The sequence below is a fragment of the Streptomyces sp. NBC_01235 genome (genome assembly GCF_035989285.1).
Lineage (GTDB): Bacteria > Actinomycetota > Actinomycetes > Streptomycetales > Streptomycetaceae > Streptomyces.
In genome coordinates, this window is record NZ_CP108513.1 from 3,709,710 (window position 1) to 3,728,315 (window position 18,606).

18 protein-coding genes are annotated in these 18,606 nt (G+C 70.3%); 12 read left to right on the forward strand and 6 right to left on the reverse strand.

The window, feature by feature from the left end:
• The first annotated feature begins 269 nt into the window (after positions 1-269).
• Both aceE and OG289_RS16265 read left to right on the forward strand, forming a co-directional pair.
• On the forward strand, positions 270-3,017 hold the full coding sequence (aceE, locus tag OG289_RS16260; RefSeq protein WP_327314735.1) for a pyruvate dehydrogenase (acetyl-transferring), homodimeric type: 2,748 nt from the start codon (positions 270-272) through the stop codon (positions 3,015-3,017).
• 76 nt (positions 3,018-3,093) lie between these two features.
• Positions 3,094-3,831: a potassium channel family protein gene (locus OG289_RS16265; RefSeq protein ID WP_327314736.1), complete on the forward strand. Its 738-nt coding sequence runs from the start codon at positions 3,094-3,096 to the stop codon at positions 3,829-3,831.
• Positions 3,832-3,865: 34 nt separating this feature from the next.
• Here OG289_RS16265 and OG289_RS16270 read toward each other — a convergent pair whose 3' ends face one another.
• The gene (locus OG289_RS16270; RefSeq protein ID WP_327314737.1) at positions 3,866-4,171 is read right to left on the reverse strand and encodes a small hydrophobic protein; all 306 of its coding nucleotides are present in this window, start codon (positions 4,169-4,171) and stop codon (positions 3,866-3,868) included.
• A gap of 231 nt (positions 4,172-4,402) precedes the next feature.
• Entirely contained in the window at positions 4,403-6,022 is a 1,620-nt protein-coding gene (locus OG289_RS16275) for an MFS transporter (protein ID WP_327314738.1), read from the reverse strand.
• 66 nt (positions 6,023-6,088) lie between these two features.
• Between OG289_RS16275 and OG289_RS16280 the strand changes: the two genes are divergently transcribed.
• From OG289_RS16280 to OG289_RS16290, 3 genes are all read left to right on the forward strand, one after another.
• On the forward strand, positions 6,089-6,715 hold the full coding sequence (locus OG289_RS16280) for a TetR family transcriptional regulator (RefSeq protein WP_327314739.1): 627 nt from the start codon (positions 6,089-6,091) through the stop codon (positions 6,713-6,715).
• Between the two features lie 141 nt (positions 6,716-6,856).
• Positions 6,857-8,074, forward strand: coding sequence for an alpha/beta hydrolase (locus OG289_RS16285; protein ID WP_327314740.1), 1,218 nt, complete (start codon positions 6,857-6,859; stop codon positions 8,072-8,074).
• A gap of 58 nt (positions 8,075-8,132) precedes the next feature.
• The gene (locus tag OG289_RS16290) at positions 8,133-8,984 is read left to right on the forward strand and encodes a DUF4429 domain-containing protein (RefSeq protein ID WP_327320699.1); all 852 of its coding nucleotides are present in this window, start codon (positions 8,133-8,135) and stop codon (positions 8,982-8,984) included.
• On the opposite strand, the gene OG289_RS16295 is transcribed toward OG289_RS16290, so the two are convergent.
• Complete coding sequence (locus tag OG289_RS16295) at positions 8,985-10,001, reverse strand: aldo/keto reductase (protein WP_327314741.1); 1,017 nt, start codon at positions 9,999-10,001, stop codon at positions 8,985-8,987.
• Positions 9,998-10,537 carry a MerR family transcriptional regulator gene (locus OG289_RS16300; protein WP_327314742.1) on the reverse strand — a complete coding sequence of 180 codons (540 nt, stop codon included), beginning with the start codon at positions 10,535-10,537 and terminating at the stop codon, positions 9,998-10,000. The genes OG289_RS16295 and OG289_RS16300 overlap by 4 nt, the downstream gene beginning before the upstream one ends.
• A 97-nt stretch (positions 10,538-10,634) precedes the next feature.
• On the opposite strand from OG289_RS16300, the gene OG289_RS16305 reads away from it, so the two are divergent.
• Complete coding sequence (locus OG289_RS16305; RefSeq protein ID WP_327314743.1) at positions 10,635-11,138, forward strand: GNAT family N-acetyltransferase; 504 nt, start codon at positions 10,635-10,637, stop codon at positions 11,136-11,138.
• Positions 11,139-11,157: 19 nt separating this feature from the next.
• Positions 11,158-11,979: a serine hydrolase domain-containing protein gene (locus tag OG289_RS16310; protein WP_327314744.1), complete on the forward strand. Its 822-nt coding sequence runs from the start codon at positions 11,158-11,160 to the stop codon at positions 11,977-11,979.
• A 199-nt stretch (positions 11,980-12,178) separates the two neighbouring features.
• On the opposite strand, the gene OG289_RS16315 is transcribed toward OG289_RS16310, so the two are convergent.
• Positions 12,179-12,829, reverse strand: coding sequence for a pirin family protein (locus tag OG289_RS16315; RefSeq protein WP_327320700.1), 651 nt, complete (start codon positions 12,827-12,829; stop codon positions 12,179-12,181).
• A gap of 161 nt (positions 12,830-12,990) precedes the next feature.
• Here OG289_RS16315 and fasR point away from each other — a divergent pair, with 161 nt between their 5' ends.
• The 5 genes from fasR (at position 12,991) to OG289_RS16340 (ending at position 17,920) form a co-directional block, all read left to right on the forward strand.
• Positions 12,991-14,196: a fatty acid biosynthesis transcriptional regulator FasR gene (fasR, locus tag OG289_RS16320; RefSeq protein WP_327314745.1), complete on the forward strand. Its 1,206-nt coding sequence runs from the start codon at positions 12,991-12,993 to the stop codon at positions 14,194-14,196.
• Positions 14,197-14,285: 89 nt separating this feature from the next.
• Positions 14,286-15,221 (forward strand): ACP S-malonyltransferase, encoded by a 936-nt coding sequence (locus OG289_RS16325; protein WP_327314746.1) that lies wholly within the window; start codon positions 14,286-14,288, stop codon positions 15,219-15,221.
• A 9-nt stretch (positions 15,222-15,230) separates the two neighbouring features.
• A complete protein-coding gene (locus tag OG289_RS16330; protein WP_327314747.1) occupies positions 15,231-16,232 on the forward strand; it encodes a ketoacyl-ACP synthase III in 1,002 nt (333 codons plus the stop codon).
• Positions 16,233-16,312: 80 nt separating this feature from the next.
• Positions 16,313-16,561 (forward strand): acyl carrier protein, encoded by a 249-nt coding sequence (locus OG289_RS16335; protein ID WP_030931809.1) that lies wholly within the window; start codon positions 16,313-16,315, stop codon positions 16,559-16,561.
• A gap of 78 nt (positions 16,562-16,639) precedes the next feature.
• Entirely contained in the window at positions 16,640-17,920 is a 1,281-nt protein-coding gene (locus OG289_RS16340) for a beta-ketoacyl-[acyl-carrier-protein] synthase family protein (RefSeq protein WP_327314748.1), read from the forward strand.
• A gap of 65 nt (positions 17,921-17,985) precedes the next feature.
• Here the strand turns inward: OG289_RS16340 and OG289_RS16345 are convergent, their stop codons facing one another.
• On the reverse strand, positions 17,986-18,480 hold the full coding sequence (locus OG289_RS16345) for a DUF3145 domain-containing protein (protein ID WP_327314749.1): 495 nt from the start codon (positions 18,478-18,480) through the stop codon (positions 17,986-17,988).
• Positions 18,481-18,606: the final 126 nt, after the last annotated feature.

The following is an 18,606-nucleotide window of genomic DNA, read 5'->3' on the forward strand; positions in this document are numbered from 1 at the left end:
GCCGTGTCGACGCAACTCCAGGCATGAGATCGAGACGGAACGTGACATACGCCACACCCATCTGCCCTGTTTGCGTATTTGAGAACCATCCAAGGGTACGAGATTCGAACGGGTACCGGTTACCTAGGGGTAGAGATGACGTTTGCGGCCCCTAGGTACACGATGGGGGCGGTGCAGGTACTGGAGAACCAGCGAGACATCGGCGAGAACGACAGCCCCCGCCCAGCCCCACACAGCCCCACACAGCCCTCTGACAGGTAAGGAACAGCGTGGCTTCCGGATCCGATCGCAACCCGATCATCATTGGCGGCCTTCCGAGTCAGGTTCCTGACTTCGACCCCGAGGAAACGCAGGAGTGGCTCGACTCCCTCGACGCCGCGATCGACGAGCGCGGCCGGGAGCGGGCCCGCTACCTCATGCTGCGCCTGATCGAGCGGGCCCGCGAGAAGCGCGTGGCCGTGCCCGAGATGCGCAGCACGGACTACGTCAACACCATCCCCACCAGGGCCGAGCCGTTCTTCCCGGGCAACGAGGAGATCGAGCGCCGGATCCTGAACGCGACCCGCTGGAACGCGGCCGTGATGGTGTCCAGGGCCCAGCGCCCGGGCATCGGCGTGGGCGGCCACATCGCCACCTTCGCCTCCTCCGCGTCCCTCTACGACGTCGGCTTCAACCACTTCTTCCGTGGCAAGGACGAGGGCGACGGCGGCGACCAGGTCTTCTTCCAGGGGCACGCCTCCCCGGGCATCTACGCGCGCGCGTTCCTGCTCGACCGCCTCAGCGAGGACAACCTGGACGCGTTCCGCCAGGAGAAGTCCAAGGCGCCGCACGGTCTGTCCTCGTATCCGCACCCGCGTCTGATGCCGGACTTCTGGGAGTTCCCGACGGTGTCGATGGGCCTCGGCCCGATCGGCGCGATCTACCAGGCGCGGATGAACCGCTACATGCACGCGCGCGGGATCGCCGACACGTCGAAGTCGCACGTGTGGGCGTTCCTCGGCGACGGCGAGATGGACGAGCCGGAGTCGCTCGGCCAGCTGACCATCGCCGCACGTGAGGGCCTGGACAACCTGACCTTCGTCGTCAACTGCAACCTCCAGCGGCTGGACGGGCCGGTGCGCGGCAACGGCAAGGTCATCCAGGAGCTGGAGTCGGTGTTCCGGGGCGCCGGCTGGAACGTGATCAAGCTGATCTGGGACCGCTCCTGGGACCCGCTGCTCGCGCAGGACCGGGACGGCACTCTCGTCAACAGGATGAACACGACGCCCGACGGCCAGTTCCAGACCTACGCCACCGAGTCCGGCTCGTACATCCGCGACCACTTCTTCGGCGACGACCACCGGCTGCGCGCGATGGTCGAGGGCATGACCGACGACCAGATCCTGCACCTGGGCCGCGGCGGTCACGACCACCGGAAGATCTACGCGGCGTTCAAGGCGGCCGTGGAGCAGACCGGCCAGCCGACGGTCATCCTGGCCAAGACGGTCAAGGGCTGGACGCTGGGCCCGAACTTCGAGGGCCGCAACGCCACGCACCAGATGAAGAAGCTGACGGTCGCCGACCTCAAGGGCTTCCGCGACCGGCTGCACCTGCCGATCTCCGACAAGGAGCTGGAGTCCGGCGCGCCGCCGTACTTCCACCCGGGCCGGAACTCGGAAGAGATCCAGTACATGCACGACCGCCGCAAGAGCCTCGGCGGCTACGTCCCGACCCGCGTCGTCCGCTCGAAGCCGCTGGCACTGCCGGAGGACAAGACGTACGCGAGTGTGAAGAAGGGTTCGGGACAGCAGTCGATCGCCACGACCATGGCGTTCGTACGGCTGCTCAAGGACCTCATGCGGGACAAGGAGCTCGGCAGGCGGTTCGTACTGATCGCGCCGGACGAGTACCGCACGTTCGGCATGGACTCCTTCTTCCCGAGTGCGAAGATCTACAACCCGCTCGGCCAGCAGTACGAGGCCGTGGACCGGGATCTCCTGCTCGCCTACAAGGAGTCGCCGACCGGCCAGATGCTGCACGACGGCATCTCGGAGGCGGGCTGTACGGCGTCGCTGATCGCGGCGGGCTCGGCGTACGCCACGCACGGCGAGCCGCTCATCCCGGTCTACGTCTTCTACTCGATGTTCGGTTTCCAGCGCACCGGCGACCAGTTCTGGCAGATGGCCGACCAGATGGCGCGCGGTTTCGTACTGGGCGCGACCGCCGGCCGTACGACCCTGACCGGTGAGGGGCTCCAGCACGCGGACGGCCACTCCCAGCTGCTCGCCTCGACGAACCCGGGCTGTGTCGCCTACGACCCGGCCTACGGCTTCGAGATCGCGCACATCGTGCAGGACGGGCTCCGCCGCATGTACGGCAGCTCGGCCGAGCATCCGCACGGCGAGGACGTCTTCTACTACCTCACCGTCTACAACGAGCCGATCCAGCACCCGGCCGAGCCCGAGAACGTGGACGCCGAGGGCATCCTCAAGGGCATCCACCGCTTCAGCGCGGGCACGGCCGGCCAGATCCCGGCGCAGATCATCGCGTCCGGTGTGGCCGTCCCGTGGGCGATCGAGGCGCAGAAGATCCTCGCCGAGGACTGGAACGTCAAGGCCGACGTCTGGTCGGCGACCTCCTGGAACGAGCTGCGGCGCGAGGCCGTCGAGGTCGAGCGGCACAACCTGCTGCACCCGGAGGAGGAGCAGCGGGTGCCGTACGTGACGCGGAAGCTGTCCGCGGCCGAGGGGCCGTTCGTGGCCGTCTCGGACTGGATGCGGTCGGTGCCGGACCAGATCGCGCGGTGGGTGCCGGGCACGTACCAGTCACTGGGCGCGGACGGCTTCGGCTTCGCGGACACCCGGGGCGCGGCCCGCCGCTTCTTCCACATCGACGCCCAGTCGGTGGTGGTCGGCGTGCTGACCGAGCTGGCGCGGGAGGGCAAGGTCGACCGTTCGGTGCTGAAGCAGGCCATCGACCGGTACCAGCTGCTGGACGTCTCGGCGGCCGACCCGGGCGCGGCGGGCGGCGACGCGTAGCGCGTACCAGTACCACGCAGGTGGGGCGGTGGGGCTCATGACCCCACCGCCCTTACTTGTTCTTTACGATACGAACATGCAAGAACAATCGGCGCAGGGCCGGTGGGAGTTGTGGACCCAGCGGCCGTTGCTCGCCCTCGCCGTGGTGTTCGCCGTCGCCTACGCCGTCCCGATCGTGGACACCTCGGCGGACCACGCGCTGACGGCCCTCTGCACCACGGTCGAGTGGGTGGTGTGGGGCGCGTTCGCCGCGGACTACGTGGTCCGGCTGGTACTGGCGCCCGACCGACGGCAGTTCGTCCGTACGCACTGGCTGGACCTGTGCGCGGTGGTGCTGCCGATGGTGCAGCAGCTCAAGCTGTTGCGGCTGGTCTCGACGCTGCTGCTGGTGGGGCGGCGGGCGCGGATGGCCTCGCAGATCCGGGTGACGACGTATGTCGTGGGGGCGGTCGTCGGGCTGCTGATGTTCGGGTCGCTCGCCGTGCTGTCGGTGGAACGGGAGTCGCCGGACGGGAACATCCGCACGCTGGGTGACGCGTTGTGGTGGTCCTTCACGACGATGACGACGGTGGGGTACGGGGACCACTCACCGACCACCGGGCTGGGCCGGATCATCGCCGTGGGTCTGATGCTGTCCGGGATCGCGTTGCTCGGTGTCGTCACCGCGAACATCGCGGCCTGGTTCATCGAGCGCTTCGAGAAGGACGACGTCGAGGAACGCGCCCAGACGGAGGCGATCCTGGCCCTGACGGAAGAGGTACGGGCACTGCGGGCAGAGGTCGCGGCGTTGCAGGAGCGGTCCCTCAAGTCCTGACCCGTCCGCCGCTGCCCCGCGTGGAAGCGCGGTGTTACAAGAGCCCGTTGCCCGTGCCCGCGGCCCCCGCCAGCCAGATGATCGCCAGCAGTGTGTCGATCGCGCCGAGGACGACGGCGACCAGGGCCGGTACCGGGCGGGAGCCCGCCCAGGTGCGGCCCATGGCCAGCCAGCCGCAGACGATCGCCGCGGGGCCGAGGACGATCCCCAGCGCGAAGAACCCGGCGACCGCACAGACGAGGCCGACGAGGCCGAGCGTCGCGCGATCCGGCCCGGTCCGTGACCCCATGCGGCCACGTGAGCGGGGGTACCTGCGCGTGCCGTGTCCGAAGCCGGCCATCCTCAACTCCTCGGTTTCCGGGGATGTTTCGATGGCCGGGTACCCACGGCACGCGGTTCATGCCCGCGAAACCGGTCAGGGCCGCGGCGCGCTGTCCCCCTCCGGCAGCGCGCCGCGGCCCTGACCGCCCTCCCATCCGGAGGGCTTGACTAACTGTGACCTGCGGCGCGGGTCGGACGCGAGGAACCTTTAGCGTTGTCACCCTGATAGGGGAAAGTTCTTGAAGTCCCGTCAGATATGACCGACGCCCGCGCCCGCCTCCGCGTTCTCGCCGCGCTTGGTGAGCAGCGCGACGAACACGGCGACGACCGCCACCCCGGCCGCGACCAGCGACGCGAGACTCATGCCGGAGATGAACGTGTCGTGGGCGACGTCCGTGATCTTCGCGGCGATCACCTCGGGCGTCCCCTTCGTCACCGGTGCCACGCCGACCTGGACCGCCTCGGAGGCCTGGTCCAGCTGGGCGGGGGTGAGCTCGGGCAGGCCCGCGCCCGTCCAGTTGGCGGGCAGGTCACTGTCCACCTTGGAGGCCATCACGGCACCCAGCACGGCCGTACCGAGGCTGCCGCCGATCTGCATGGCTGCCTGCTGAAGTCCGCCCGCCACGCCCGACAGCTCCATCGGGGCGTTGCCGACGATGACCTCCGTCGCGCCGACCATGACCGGTGCGAGGCCGAAGCCCAGCAGGGCGAACCAGACCGACATGACAGCGCTGCCGGTGTCCGTCTCCAGCGTGGACATGCCGTACATGGCGATCGCGGTGGCGGCCATGCCGCCGGCCAGCGGGATGCGCGGGCCGAGCTTGGTGATCAGCGCGCCCGCGACCGGGGAGCCGACGATCATCATGCCGGTGAGCGGGAGCAGGTGCAGGCCCGCGTCGATCGGGCTCATGCCGTGCACGTTCTGGAGGTAGAACGTCACGAAGAACAGGCCGCCCATGAAGGCGATCGCCATCAGGACCATGAGGACCACGCCCGCCGAGAGCGGGACCGAGCGGAACAGCGCCAGCGGGATCAGCGGCTCCCTGACCTTGGTCTCCCAGAGGGCGAAGGCCGCGAAGAGGACGGCTGAGCCGACGATGAACGCCCACGTCATGCCGTCGCCCCAGCCCCAGGTGGGGGCCTTGATGAGGGCCCAGACCAGGCAGAACATCGCGCCCGAGAGGAAGGCGATGCCGAGGACGTCGAAGGAGCGCGGGGCGTTCTCGGCGCGGTGGTCGAGCAGGATCAGCACGCCCAGGACGAGCGCGACGGCGCCGACCGGCACATTGATGAAGAACACCGACTGCCAGTTGACGTGCTCGACGAGGACGCCGCCCAGGATCGGGCCGCCGGCGGTCGAGGCGCCGATGACCATGCCCCACAGGCCGATCGCCATGTTGAGCTTCTCTGCCGGGAAGGTCGCGCGCAGCAGACCGAGCGCGGCCGGCATCAGCAGGGCGCCGAACAGGCCCTGGAAGACGCGGAAGGTGACGACGAACGCGATGCTGTCGGACAGGCCGATCGCTCCGGAGGCGGCGGCGAAGCCGACGACACCTATCAGGAACGTCTGCCGGTGGCCGAAGCGGTCACCGAGCTTGCCCGCGGTGATCAGCGAGACCGCGAGGGCGAGGAAGTACGCGTTGGTGATCCACTGGACCTCGGCGAAGGTGGCGCCCAGGTCGCTGGCGATGGCCGGGTTGGCGATCGCCACGATGGTGCCGTCGAGGGCCACCATCATGACGCCGACGGCGACGGTGATCAGGGTGAACCAGGGGTGGCCGCGCAGCCCCGTGGCGGGCGACCCGTCCGACGGGTCCGCCGGCGTCTTGCCCCCCGGACCCGTCGAGTCGACGGTGGTCTGACTAGTCATGCGCTCGAGGCTAGTGACAGCCACTGACAATTGACAAACGAGTTCACAAGTCGGTAACTGACACCTATGGAAACTCTGCGCGAACGCAAGAAACAGCGCACCCGGGACGCGCTGCTGCGGGTCGCGGTGGAGCTGTTCACCTCGCAGGGCTACGAGGAGACGACCGTCGACGAGATCGCCGAGGCCGTCGACGTCTCGCAGCGCACCTTCTTCCGCTACTTCTCCGGCAAGGAGGAGGCCGCACTGGCCCTGGTGGAGATGACGGTGGCGCGGTTCGTGGAGGCGGTGCGCGAACGCCCGCCGCACGAGGCGCCGCTGGAGGCGCTGCGCCAGGCCGTCGTGGACGGCTGGTACGCGATCAACGACGTCGTCGAGTCCGTCGTACCGGTCACGACGTACCTGCGGCTGTACCGGGTGATCGAGTCGACGCCGGTGCTGCTCGCCGCGCATCTGCGGCGCTCGGTGGAGGTCGAGGAGACCCTGTCACGGGTGATCGCCGAGCGCGAGGGGCTCGACGTGGACGCGGATCCCCGGCCGAGGCTGGCGGTGGCCGTGTTCAGCGGGGTGATGCGGGTGACGGAACGGCAGTGGACCACCGGCGACGACTTCAGCCTGGAGGGGATGCGCGCGCTGACGTCCCTGTACCTCGACGGCGTGGGCCCCGCACTCCTGGGGAACTGGCGCGAGGCCTGAGGGACGGAGGCCTGAGGAACGGGGCCTCGAAGAACGAACGAAGGCCTGAAGGGCTTTATGACCATTCCCACGCCCAGTGAAACGTGATCCCCGTCACTTGAGTCACCCGAGACCCTCCCGTTCTCCTAGTGTGTCCTTTCAGTGACTTCCTTCGACACCTCCCCACAGCTCAGCGTCTGGCGCGCACTGGCCGCCCTGGCCGTGGTGTTCGTGATGCTGGCGACCACCGGCTGGACCGCGAACCGCCAGCAGCGGGAGAGCACCGCCGTGCAGGCCTCGCGCACCGCGTGGGAACACGGCCGGCTCGCGGGCCACCGGCTGCCGGACCCCGACTCCGCCCCCGGCCGGCTCGCCCACTTCTTCGCCTCGCTGAGCGCCCCGCAGCGCACCGCGCTCGCGCAGGACTACCCGCTCGCGGTCGGCAACATGAACGGCGCCCCCGCCGAACTGCGCTACCGCGCCAACCGCGTCGCCCTGCTCCAGCAGATCCGGATCGAGCGCATCCGCATGCACGACAGCCGACTCACGCCCTCCGGGCAGCAGTTGGCCGGCCGGCGCATGCACCGCTACGAGGCGATGAGCACCGCCGACCGGCAGATCCTCGCCTTCGATCCCGAAGGCTCCGGCCGGGTCGCCGAGGTGTTCGGCAGCCTCGACAAGGCCGAGCGGATCTCCGTCGTCGTCCCCGGCGTCGACACCGGCCTGCTGACCTTCCAGCGCACCAACCGCAGATACTCGGCGCCCGTCGGCATGGCCCAGGCCCTCTACGCGGCCGAGCGCGAGGCGAGTCCGTCGACGCGCACGGCCGTGATCGCCTGGGCCGACTACACCTCCCCCGACGGCCTCGGCATCGACTCGGCCACCGCGATGCGCGCCGAGCACGGCGCCGTCCGGCTGACCGCCCTGCTGAACGCCCTGCCGGGCAGCGCGCCCGTCTCGATGTTCTGCCACAGCTACGGCTCCGTGGTGTGCGGGGTCGCCGCGCACTCGATGCCGGGCCGGGTGGCCGACATAGCGGTGGCCGGCAGCCCCGGGATGCGGGTGGAGAAGGCGGCCCAGTTGGACACCGACGCCCGGGTGTGGGCGATGCGGGACGCCGACGACTGGATCCAGGACGTACCGCACCTGGAGGTCGGCGGCCTCGGGCACGGGGAGGACCCGATGGCGGAGGCGTTCGGCGCGCGGGTGCTGTCGGCACGGGAGGCCAAGGGCCACGGCGGCTACTTCGAACCGGGAACCGACAGCCTGCGCAACTTCGCCGAGATCGGCACTGGCTCGTACCACTCGGTGGAGTGCGCCCACGACGACGATGCCTGCACGACGGGTTTGTCCGACACGACAAAGGCCGGACGCGCGTAGAGACGCAGGAATTGCGGTGCGCGCGGGGAGGGGACGAAGAATGGGTGTCCCGCATACGATGAGCCGCATGGGTGACGTACTGGCCGGATTTCATGCCGCCTGGGAGTTCGAGTCCGACTCCGTCCTCATCCGCTACGAACGGGGGCTGCGCACGCCCAAGCTGCTGTCGGCGCTGGGAGAACGCCGGATTCCGCTGGCGGCCATCGGCCGGGTGACGCTGGCCCCCGGCAAGCGGGGGACGGTCGTACTGCACGCTGAACCGCGGCCGGGAGCCGATCCGTTGATGGAGGCGGCGGCGGGGCAGCTCAAGGAAGGGTGCGACCCGTATCGGCTGGTGCTGCCCGCCGAACGGGAGACGCTCGCCGAGTACTACGCCGACGAGCTGCGGTCCCGGCTGACCGGCTCCGAACCGGCGGACCGTTTCCTGGTGGACGCTCCCGAGGCGCCGCTGTCGTTCAAGGCGTACGACGGGAAGGCCTCGTTCGACGGGCGTACCGTGCGCTTCCGCTGGTTCTGGACGGGGGCGTCGTCGGCGAAGTGGAAGGCGGGCGACCAGAGCTTCGCCGTGTCCGAGCTGAGCGGGGTGGAGTGGCGGTCGCCGGAGGTGTTCGAGGGACATCTGCGGCTGCTGAGCGGGGAGACCACACCGGTGCAGGCCGACCAGGATCCGGCGACGGTCGTCTTCGGGCTGGGGTACGGACCGGTGCACGAGTCACTGCCGTTCGCGGCGGCCGTTCTCGCGGCGGTCCGCACCCGTGGGCCCGTTGCCGCAGTCACGGCCTCGAGCCCACGTCGCGATCCCGCCGACATCGCCGAACGTATCCGCCACCTCGGAGAACTGCACCGGGCCGGACTGGTCACCGACGAGGAGTTCTCCGTGAAGAAGGCGGAGCTGCTGTCGGAGCTGTGATCACTCCCGCCCGGCAGAAGTGAACCTCATGTCCGCGTAGCGCTCGCCCGCGACCTTCGCCGCTATCGGCTCCAGCAGGGCGAGTTGCTCCTCCGTCAGCCTGATGGCCGTCGCCGCCGCGTTCTCCTCCACCCGGCCCGGCTTGCGGGTGCCCGGGATCGGGATCACCGTGAGGTCGTGGATCTGGGACTGCTGCTGGACCCAGGCCAGGGCGATCTGGGCCGCAGTCGCGTCGTGGGCCTTGGCGACCGTGCGGATCGGGTCCAGGAGAGTCACGTTCGCGGCGGCGTTCTCGCCGGTGAAGCGGGGCTGCTGACGGCGGAAGTCGTCGGCGGTGAGGTCCTGGTCGGCGTCGGTGAAGGAGCCGGTGAGGAAACCCCGGCCGAGCGGGGAGTACGGGACCAGGGTCACGCCCAGCTCACGGGCCGCGGGTATCACCTGCGCCTCGATGTCCCGGCTGAACAGCGACCACTCCGACTGCACGGCGGCGATGGGGTGGACGCCCTGCGCCGCGCGCAGTTCGGCGGCCGTCACCTCGCTCAGGCCCAGCTGCTTGACCTTGCCCTCGCGCACCAGTTCGGCCATCACGCCGACGGTGTCCTCGATCGGCACGTCCACATCGCGCCGGTGCATGTAGTAGAGGTCGATGACGTCGACGTCCAGCCGCTTCAGGCTCGCCTCGACGCAACTGCGGAGGTAGGGGGCGTCGTTGCGGATGATCCGCCGGGTCGGGTCGTCGGGGTGGATCGCCAGGGCGAACTTCGTGGCGATCACGACCTCGTCGCGGTGCGCCTTGAAGAACGGGGAGAGGAACTTCTCGTTCTCCCCCGCGCCGTACGCGTCCGCCGTGTCGTAGAGCGTGACGCCGAGTTCCAGGGCGCGTTCCAGGGTGGCCCGGGACTCCTTGGCGTCCGCGGGGCCGTAGGCGAAGCTCATGCCCATGCAGCCGAGGCCCTGGACACCGACCTCGGGGCCGTCCTCGCCGAGTCGTGCCGTCGGGATCCTGCTGTCGGTCATCGGGCGGTCCTTTCCGATTCGTGCGTCTGTGCTTGGTTGATCTGTGCTTGGCGGGTCTGTGCTTCGTGGGCGTGGTCGCGGGTGGCGTTCCCATAGAACATGATCTTGCGGTCGAGCACGGCGAGCGTGTCCTGGAGTTCGGCGATCCGGGCCCGCACGTCACGCCGGGTCGCCTGGAGGAGCTCGTACCGCTCGCCGAACGTCTTCTCGCCCTCGCGCACCAGCTCGGCGTACCGCACCATGTCGGCGACCGGCATGCCGGTCAGCCGCAGCTTGCCGACGAGGTCGAGCCAGTCCAGGTCGCGGTTGCTGTAGCGGCGCTGGCCGGTGTGCGAGCGGTCGATGTGGGACATCAGCCCGATCCGCTCGTACCAGCGCAGGGTGTGGGCCGTGAGGCCGGTGAAGGCGACGACCTCGCTGATCGTGTAGCTGTCCTGCCCGTCGGGGCGGGGGTGCCGCGGTGGTGGCGCGGAGCAGACGTCTGCGGGGCTCGGGGTTTGCTCGATGGTCACGGGCGTGGTCTGCAACACCGTCATGGCCTCCACGCTATGGCCTTGGAGTGCGCTCAAAGCAAGCGGAAACGGTAAGAAAACCGGGGGACGCGGCTTGATCACACTGGTTAACGTGCGGGGCATGAGCCTCGTACGCCGTGCCCTGCCCGAGGACGCCGCCGAAGTGCTGCGGCTGCGTCAGGTGATGATCGACGCGATGGGGGGTCCGGGGGGTGTTCCCCCCAGAGAGCACAGCCCCGTCGACGGGTCCACCGACTGGCACGGCGAGTCGCTGCCCACGCTGCGGGAGCGGCTGGCCCAGCCCGACGGGGACTTCGCGGCGTTCGTCGTGGAGCACCCGGAGCGCGCGGGGACGCTGGCCGCGCTGGTCGTCGGGACGGTCGAGTACCGGATCGGGCGGGCCGGCAACCCGCACGGGATCATCGGTTACGTCTTCAGCGTCGCCACCGACCCGGACGCCCGCCGTCGCGGGTACGCGCGCGCGTGCATGGACGCGCTGCTGGAGTGGTTCCGCGCGCGGGGTGCAGCGCAGATCCAGCTCACCGCGTCCGCCGACGCGGCGCCGCTCTACGCGTCCCTCGGCTTCAAGCCCAAGCCGGCCCCCTTGATGGAGCTGCTGCTCTGAGCCGCATAGGCTCGACGACATGTCGCTCAAGAGCCTCGCGCTGATCGAGAACTGGCCGGTTCCCTCCGCCTCGGCGGGTGTCGTACGGGCCGACGGTACGGTCCTGGGGACCCACGGCCCCGTCGGCCGGCGCTTCCCGCTGGCCTCGGTCACCAAGCCGCTCGCCGCGTACGCCGCCCTCGTGGCCTACGAGGAGGGGGCGATCGAGCTGGACGAGCCCGCCGGGCCGCCCGGGTCCACGGTCCGTCATCTCCTCGCGCACACGTCCGGGCTGGCCTTCGACGAGCACCGGGTGACCGCGCCCCCCGGGGAGCGGCGGCTGTACTCCAACGCCGGGTTCGAGCAGCTCGGCGACCACCTGGCGAAGGCGACGGACATCCCGTTCGCGGAGTATCTGCGGCAGGCGGTGCTGGAGCCGCTGGGGATGACCGACACCTCCCTGGAGGGCGGGGGCTCTCCGGCCAAGGACGGGGTGTCGACCGTGACGGACCTGCTGCGGTTCGCGGCCGAGGTGCAGGCGCCCCGGCTGCTGGATCCGCGGACGGTGGCCGCCGCCATGACCGTGCAGTACCCGGGCACGAAGGGCGTCCTGCCGGGCTACGGGCACCAGAACCCCAACGACTGGGGTCTCGGCTTCGAGATCCGCGACTCCAAGTCCCCGCACTGGACGGGCGGTTCGTCGTCCCCGCGCACCTTCGGGCACTTCGGCCAGTCCGGCACGTTCCTGTGGGTCGACCCCGACGCGGGCGTCGCCGGCGTCGCCCTGACGGACCGCGCGTTCGGGCCGTGGGCCCTCGAGGCGTGGCCGGTGTTCACGGACGCGGTGCTCGCCGAGCTCTAGTGCCGTGACAGGCGACGTTCGCCCCGTCGCGACGCCCGGCACGCTCCCCCACTGCCTCAAGGGCGTGGGAGGTGCCCCCATGCCCCCACTCGGCGCACCGGCCGAAGACCCACGTACGTCCAGTACGAAGGCCTTCGGCCGGGGGGACCCCCAGAGCACGCACCGGACGCCGCTCCTTCACGGGCAAACGGTGCCGGCACTAGGTCATCTCCCACAGCAGCAGCTCCGCCCCCGTCACGCCCACCGCCTCCAGATCCTTGGCGTCCGTGATGCGTGCCGCGTCGCCCGGCCCCAACTCCAGGCCGTCCAGCCGGACTTCGCCGCGTACGACGTGGGCGTACACCTGCGGCGCGTCCGGTACGGCCGTCCGCTCGCCCGCCGCCAGACGCCGTACGTGGAGCATCGCGCCCGCCTCCGGGACCGCGTAGGGGGTCGAGTCCGCGATGCCGTGGACGATCTCGTACGACGGGTCGCCGCCGGGGTCCAGGGGCGCCAGCCACATCTGGACGAAGGTCAGGGGCGTCGAGCCGTCGTTGCGTTCCACGTGCCGGACGCCGGCCGCCGAGCTGAGCCGCTGTACGTCTCCGGGGCGGACCCGCGTCTCGTGGCCGGCGGAGTCGCGGTGGGTCAGCTCACCCTCGACCACCCACGTGACGATCTCGGTGTGGCTGTGGGGGTGCTCGTCGAAGCCGGCACCGGGGGCGAGGCGCTCCTCGTTGCAGGCGATCAGCGAGCCGAAGCGGAGGTTGTCGGGGTCGTAGTGGGGGCCGAAGGAGAAGGCGTGCCACGACTCGATGCCGGCGGCCTGGTCCCCGCCCGGGTAGCGCTCGTCGGCGCGCCGTACGTCCATCACGCGACCACGGTAGACCCGCCGCCGCCCGGGCGCCGGTCGCCGCACGGGCGCCTTGACGACCGTACGGCGACCGGGCGACGACCGTACGACGAGCGCAACACGTCCTACCTGCGACCCGGCGGCACACGGCCCCGTCCCGATAAGGCAGTCTTGTCCACGTGCCTGAACCAGAAACGAGTCGCCCCGATGCCACGGCGCGCGCCGTCCACTCCCATCCCGCGACGCTGAAACGGCTGGAGAAGTCCTCCGGAAGTCTCGCCGCCCAGGCCATCGCGCGGATGGACGAGACGCTGCCGTGGTACCGGGCGATGCCCCCGGAGAACCGTTCCTGGATCGGGCTGGTCGCCCAGGCGGGTATCGCCGCCTTCACCGAGTGGTTCCGGCGTCCGGACGCTCCGCAGGCCATCTCCACCGATGTGTTCGGCACGGCGCCGCGCGAGCTGACGCGGGCCATCACCCTGCGGCAGACCGTCGAGATGGTGCGGACCACCATCGAGGTCATGGAGTCCGCGATCGACGAGGTCGCGGCCCCCGGTGACGAGAACGTGCTGCGCGAGGCGCTTCTCGTGTACGCCCGGGAGATCGCCTTCGCCACCGCCCAGGTCTACGCCCAGGCCGCCGAGGCACGCGGTGCCTGGGACGCCCGGCTCGAGTCGCTCGTCGTGAACGCCGTGCTGAGCGGTGAGGCCGACGAGGGGGCCGTGAGCCGGGCCGCCGCGCTCGGCTGGAACTCGCCCGAACATGTGTGTGTGATCCTCGGGACCGCGCCCGACGGGGACTCCGAGCTGACCGTGGAGGCCATCCGGCGGGCCGCGCGGCACGCCAAGCTCCAGGTGCTCACCGGGGTGCTCGGCTCCCGGCTCGTCGTGATCGCGGGCGGGAGCGACAATCCGCTCGCCGTCGCCAAGTCGCTGATCGGGCCGTATGCCGCCGGGCCCGTCGTCGCCGGGCCCGTCGTGCCGGACCTGCTTGCCGCGACCCGGTCCGCGCAGGCCGCCGCCGCCGGGCTCAAGGCCTGTTCCGCCTGGCAGGACGCACCCCGGCCGGTACTGGCGGACGATCTGCTCCCCGAGCGCGCGATCGCCGGAGATCCCGGGGCGCGTGATCAGTTGGTGGAGGAGATCTACAGACCGCTGGAGGAGGCCGGGTCCGCACTCCTGGAGACGCTCTCCGTCTACCTCGAACAGGCGTCCAGCCTCGAAGGGGCCGCACGGATGCTCTTCGTTCACCCGAACACCGTGCGCTACCGGCTTCGACGTGTGACTGACGTCACCGGTTGGTCGCCTTCGGATGTACGCTCCGCCTTCACGCTCCGGATCGCACTGATCCTGGGGCGTCTGGTCGATGGTGATCCCCAGACCTAGGGCTTTGTCGGTACTCAACAAAACCCCCTGCCGTTCTTCGTCCCTGTCCCCACGGGCGGCTTTGGCCGTCCCCAAGAGAGAGTGTGAGAGTGCTCGTACTCGTCGCTCCCGGCCAGGGCGCCCAGACGCCCGGCTTCCTGACCCCCTGGCTCGACCTCCCCGGTGTCGCCGACCGCCTCGCAGCGCTGTCCGCGGCCGCCGACCTCGACCTGGTGCACTACGGCACGAACGCCGACGCGGACGAGATCCGTGACACCGCGATCGCTCAGCCGCTGCTCGTGGCGGCCGGAATCGTTTCCGCGGCGGCACTGGGTACTGAGACATTTGCCGCGGCCGGGTCGCCGGGCGCCGTCGCGGGCCACAGCGTCGGCGAGTTCACCGCCGCCACGTTCGCCGGCGTCCTCGACGACACCGCCGCGCTGGCCCTCGTCCGCAAGCGGGGTCTGGCCATGGCCGACGCCGCCGCGATCACCGAGACCGGTATGTCGGCGCTGCTCGGCGGAGACCCCGACGTGTCCGTCGCGCATCTGGAGAAGCTGGGGCTGACCCCGGCGAACATCAACGGCGCGGGCCAGATCGTCGCGGCGGGCACGCTGGAGCAGCTCGCCGCGCTGAACGAGGACAAGCCCGAAGGCGTCCGCAAGGTCGTCCCGCTGAAGGTCGCCGGCGCCTTCCACACGCACCACATGGCACCCGCCGTGGAGACCCTCGCCAAGGCCGCCGCGGATCTCACGCCGGCCGACCCGAAGGTCCGTTACGTCTCCAACAAGGACGGGCAGGCGGTCGCCACCGGCGCCGAGGTCCTGGACCGTCTGGTCGGCCAGGTCGCCAACCCGGTCCGCTGGGACCTGTGCATGGAGACGTTCAAGCAACTCGGCGTGACCGCGATCGTCGAGGTCTCCCCCGGCGGCACGCTGGTCGGCCTCGCCAAGCGCGCCCTGCCCGGTGTGAAGACGCTGGCGCTGAAGACCCCCGACGACCTCGACGCCGCTCGTGCGCTCATCGCCGAGCACGGCGTCGCCTAAGGAGCCCTGATGGCGAAGATCAAGCCCAGCAAGGGCGCCCCGTACGCGCGCATCCTCGGCGTCGGAGGCTACCGGCCCACCCGGATCGTCCCCAACGAGGTCATCCTGGAGACGATCGACTCCTCCGACGAATGGATCCGCTCGCGCTCCGGCATCGAGACCCGGCACTGGGCGAACGACGAGGAGACCGTCGCCGCCATGTCGGTCGAGGCGTCCGGCAAGGCGATCGCCGACGCCGGGATCACCGCCGAGCAGGTCGGCGCCGTGGTCGTCTCGACCGTCTCGCACTTCAAGCAGACCCCGGCCGTCGCGACCGAGATCGCCGACAAGCTGGGCACGAACAAGGCCGCCGCCTTCGACATCTCGGCCGGCTGCGCCGGCTTCGGCTACGGCCTGACCCTCGCCAAGGGCATGGTCGTGGAGGGGTCCGCCGAGTACGTGCTCGTCATCGGCGTCGAGCGGCTGTCCGACCTGACCGACCTGGAGGACCGCGCGACGGCCTTCCTGTTCGGCGACGGCGCGGGCGCGGTCGTGGTCGGCCCGTCCACCGAGCCGGCGATCGGCCCGACGGTCTGGGGCTCCGAGGGCGACAAGTCGGACACGATCAAGCAGACCGTGCCGTGGACGGACTACCGCGACGGCGAGGTCGCGAAGTTCCCCGCGATCACGCAGGAGGGCCAGGCGGTCTTCCGCTGGGCGGTGTTCGAGATGGCGAAGGTCGCCAAGGAGGCTCTGGACGCCGCCGGCATCACCGCCGACGAACTGGACGTCTTCATCCCGCACCAGGCCAACGAGCGGATCATCGACTCGATGGTGAAGACTCTCAAGCTGCCGGAGTCCGTCACGGTCGCCCGTGACGTGCGCACCACCGGCAACACCTCGGCCGCCTCGATCCCGCTCGCGATGGAGCGGCTTCTGGCGACCGGCGAGGCAAAGAGCGGCGACACCGCGCTCGTCATCGGATTCGGGGCGGGTCTCGTCTACGCCGCCACTGTCGTTACCCTCCCCTAGGCACTCCGTGCCGGATCACCTGGTCCGGTGCGGGAAGCACCACTGCCACACCCTCTGGATATCTACGAAGGAGCGCCCACATGGCCGCCACTCAGGAAGAGATCGTCGCCGGTCTCGCCGACATCGTGAACGAGATCGCCGGCATCCCGGTTGAGGACGTCCAGCTGGACAAGTCCTTCACCGACGACCTGGACGTCGACTCGCTGTCCATGGTCGAGGTCGTCGTCGCCGCCGAAGAGCGCTTCGACGTCAAGATCCCGGACGAGGACGTCAAGAACCTCAAGACCGTCGGTGACGCGACGAACTACATCCTCAAGCACCAGGCCTGATCAGCCGATCCCTGGGCTGACTGCCCCGCCACCCGGCGGTGGCGCCGCTGAATCCTCGCAACGTTGGAGAAAGAATCCGTGAGCCCGACCAATCACACCGTGGTCGTCACCGGTATCGGCGCAACCACACCGCTGGGTGGCGACGCAGCCTCTACCTGGGAGGGTCTCGTCGCCGGCAAGTCCGGTGTCAAGGCCCTGGAGCAGGACTGGGCGGCCGAGCAGGCCGTCCGTATCGCGGCCCCGGTCGCGGTGGAGCCTCTTGAGGTGATCCCGCGGCCGCAGGCCCGAAAGCTGGACCGTTCGGCGCAGTTCGCGCTGATCGCGGCCCAGGAAGCCTGGAAGGACGCCGGTTTCTCCGGCAAGGCCGGCGAGGCGGGCAGCGACGGCAAGGTCGACCCCGACCGGCTCGGCACGGTCATCGCCTCCGGCATCGGCGGCGTGACCACCCTCCTCGACCAGTACGACGTGCTGAAGGAGAAGGGCGTCCGCCGCGTCTCCCCGCACACCGTGCCCATGCTGATGCCGAACAGCCCCTCCGCCAACGTGGGTCTGCTCGTGGGCGCCCGCGCGGGCGTGCACACGCCGGTCTCGGCGTGCGCGTCGGGCGCGGAGGCCATCGGCTACGGCATCGAGATGATCCGTACGGGCCGTGCCGACGTCGTCGTCGCCGGCGGCACGGAGGCGGCGATCCACCCGCTGCCCATCGCCGCGTTCGGCAACATGATGGCGATGTCCAAGAACAACGACGACCCGCAGGGCGCCTCGCGTCCCTACGACGTCGCGCGTGACGGCTTCGTCATGGGCGAGGGCGCCGGTGTCATCGTCCTGGAGTCCGCCGAGCACGCCGCCAAGCGCGGGGCGCGGGTGTACGCCGAGGCGGTCGGCCAGGGCATCTCCTCCGACGCCCACGACATCGTGCAGCCCGAGCCCGAGGGCCGCGGCATCTCGCACGCGCTGCAGAACCTGCTGGACAACACCGACCTGGACCCGGCGGAGATCGTGCACGTCAACGCGCACGCCACCTCGACGCCGGCCGGTGACGTGGCCGAACTGAAGGCGCTGCGCAAGGTGTTCGGCGACGACGCCGACCACATGGCGGTGTCCGCGACCAAGTCGATGACCGGTCACCTGCTGGGCGGCGCGGGCGGTGTCGAGTCCGTCGCGACGGTGCTCGCGCTGTACCACCGGGTCGCTCCGCCGACCATCAACGTCGAGAACCTCGACCCCGACGCCGAGGCGAACGCGGACATCGTGCGGGGCGAGGCGCGCAAGCTGCCCGTCGAGGGCCGTATCGCCGCCCTGAACGACTCGTTCGGGTTCGGCGGGCACAACGTGGTCCTGGCGTTCCGCACAGTCTGAGAACCGCTTGTACATGACCGAAGGGCCCCCACCGGCCGGTGGGGGCCCTTCGCGTGTCCGGAAACTCAGACCACCTGGTGCAGCCAGCGCACCGGAGCTCCCTCACCCGCGTAGCGGAACGGCTCCAGTTCGTCGTCCCACGGCTTGCCCAGGAGCTTGGAGAGTTCGGACTCCAGGTCCGTCTCGCCGCGTCGGCTGCGCAGGAGGGCCGCGCGCAGCCGGTCCTCCGGGATCAGGATGTCGCCGTGGATGCCGGTGACGGCGTGGAAGATGCCGAGGTCGGGGGTGCAGCTGTAGCGCTCGCCCTCGGCGGTGGCGCAGGGCTCGGCGGTGACCTCGAAGCGCAGCAGGTGCCAGCCTCTCAGCGCCGACGCCAGCTTGGACGCCGTGCCGGCCTCGCCCTTCCAGGAGAACTCCGAGCGCCAGGTGCCGGGCGCGGCGGGCTGCCGGATCCAGTCGAGGCTGACGCGCGTGCCGAGCACCCCGGCCACAGCCCACTCGACGTGCGGGCACAGCGCGCGCGGCGCGGAGTGCACGTACAGAACTCCACGTGTCGTCACCGGGACCTCCGGGCAGAGCGGGACAGTCTTGCAGGCTGGCATGGCGGCGGTGGCGGGCAGCCGCGTTGATGGCGAGGCTACCCTGCGGCGGCGCAAGGAGTGTGACGTACCGTCGGTCCCAGTGCC